This is a genomic window from Flavobacterium sp., assembly GCF_029242675.1.
Lineage (GTDB): Bacteria > Bacteroidota > Bacteroidia > Flavobacteriales > Flavobacteriaceae > Flavobacterium.
Map to the genome: position 1 here is coordinate 1 of NZ_JAQWTM010000142.1, position 1,621 is coordinate 1,621.

General features: G+C 34.2%; 1 protein-coding gene, 1 tRNA gene and 1 pseudogene. 2 read left to right on the top strand and 1 reads right to left on the bottom strand.

The window, feature by feature from the left end; all coding sequences use genetic code 11:
• Nucleotides 1–10: 10 nt before the first annotated feature.
• Nucleotides 11–358: pseudogene (locus tag P8M54_RS05655) on the top strand (transposase).
• Nucleotides 359–380: 22 nt separating this feature from the next.
• Nucleotides 381–1,334, top strand: coding sequence for a transposase (locus tag P8M54_RS05660; protein ID WP_300286092.1), 954 nt, complete (start codon nucleotides 381–383; stop codon nucleotides 1,332–1,334).
• A gap of 149 nt (nucleotides 1,335–1,483) precedes the next feature.
• Here P8M54_RS05660 and P8M54_RS05665 read toward each other — a convergent pair.
• Nucleotides 1,484–1,569: transfer RNA gene (locus tag P8M54_RS05665), tRNA-Leu, on the bottom strand.
• Nucleotides 1,570–1,621: the final 52 nt, after the last annotated feature.

Sequence of the window (1,621 nt, forward strand, 5' to 3'; positions counted from 1 at the left end):
ACAATAACAAATGGATTCTGTCGAACTTTTAAAATTTGTTCTTCCCGATTTTCTAGTAGATAACTTTGAAATAGTTTCTGCTCTCAATTCTGAGGAAAACCTACATCTCTATTTTGAAGAAAAATCAAAACCTCCCAAAGAGTTTGATTCTTTAGAATTAGTATCCAAAGGGTTTTTGGATGAAATTACAATTTAAGATTTTTCGCTAAGGGGTAAATTTGTTTTCTTACACATTAAACGTCGTCGTTGGACAAATAAAACCAATGGCGAGATTGTTAAAAGAGATTGGCAGTTAGTTGCCAAGGGAACACGTATGACGCAAGAGTTTGCGGCTTTTTTAAAAGAAATTAATAGATAATACCGCTATTAATTGTAACACTATTGGAGGGTTCTTTGGTGTTGATGGTAAAAAACTCCTAAGACAGTATAAAAATCACTTAAGTTCTTTTAAAACTTGGGAACCTAGAAAACATGCTCATAACTGGATTATTTACCCTGAAAATATTGGTACTCATCTCGCCATTGACGAAGTTGCCTTATCCCACGGAGAACTTTATACTATTGTCACCAATAAAAAAGCCAAAGGCAAAAAAGGATCATTAGTGGCTATTGTTGCTGGCACTAAAACAGAACATGTTATCGAACAAGTCAGTAAGATCGACTTAAAAAAAAGACAAGCAGTTATAGAAATCACTCTTGATATGGCAAATTCCATGAAGTTGATAGCTAAAAAATGTTTTCCAAAAGCCATACAAGTAACGGATCGCTTTCATGTACAGAAATTAGCCTTAGAGGCTTTACAAGAAATCAGAATCAAGTACCGTTGGGAAGCAATGGATAGAGAGAATCAGGCGATACTAAATGCTAAATCCGAAAACAAAACATACACTCCAGAACTCTTAAACAATGGTGATACCGTAAAACAGTTATTAGCTAGAAGTCGCTATTTACTATATAAATCAAAAGAAAAGTGGACTAACAGCCAAGTAGAAAGAGCACAGCTTCTTTTTGAAATCTATCCTGATTTAAAAACAGCATATATTTTGTCTCAGCAACTAAGAGCCATATATAACAGTAACAACGATAAAAATGTTGCTATGCTAAAATTAGCGCATTGGTATAGAAAAGTAGAAGAATCGGGATTTAAAAACTTCAATATTGCACTTAATACGATAACAATTAACTATCAATCAATTTTAAATTACTTTGACAATCGAAGTACAAATGCTTCAGCAGAATCCTTCAATGCAAAAATAAAGGCATTTAGATCTCAATTTAGAGGAGTTAGAAAAATTGATTTCTACTTATTTAGATTATCTAATCTTTTTGCTTAATCCCCAACTTTTGATCTTGATCCCTTAATCCCCAACTTTTGATCTTGATCCGAGAAAACGGTACACTACTTTTCTAAAAAGAACATTTTCATCGTTAACAGTGGGATAAAAAAAAACTCCAATTAGAATTAACTAATTGAAGTTTCTAGTACTCAGAGCGGGACTTGAACCCGCACGAACATTGCTGTTCACTGGATTTTAAGTCCAGCGTGTCTACCAATTTCACCATCCGAGCATGATGTGGTACCTCCAGGGATCGAACCAGGGACACATGGATTTTCAGTCCA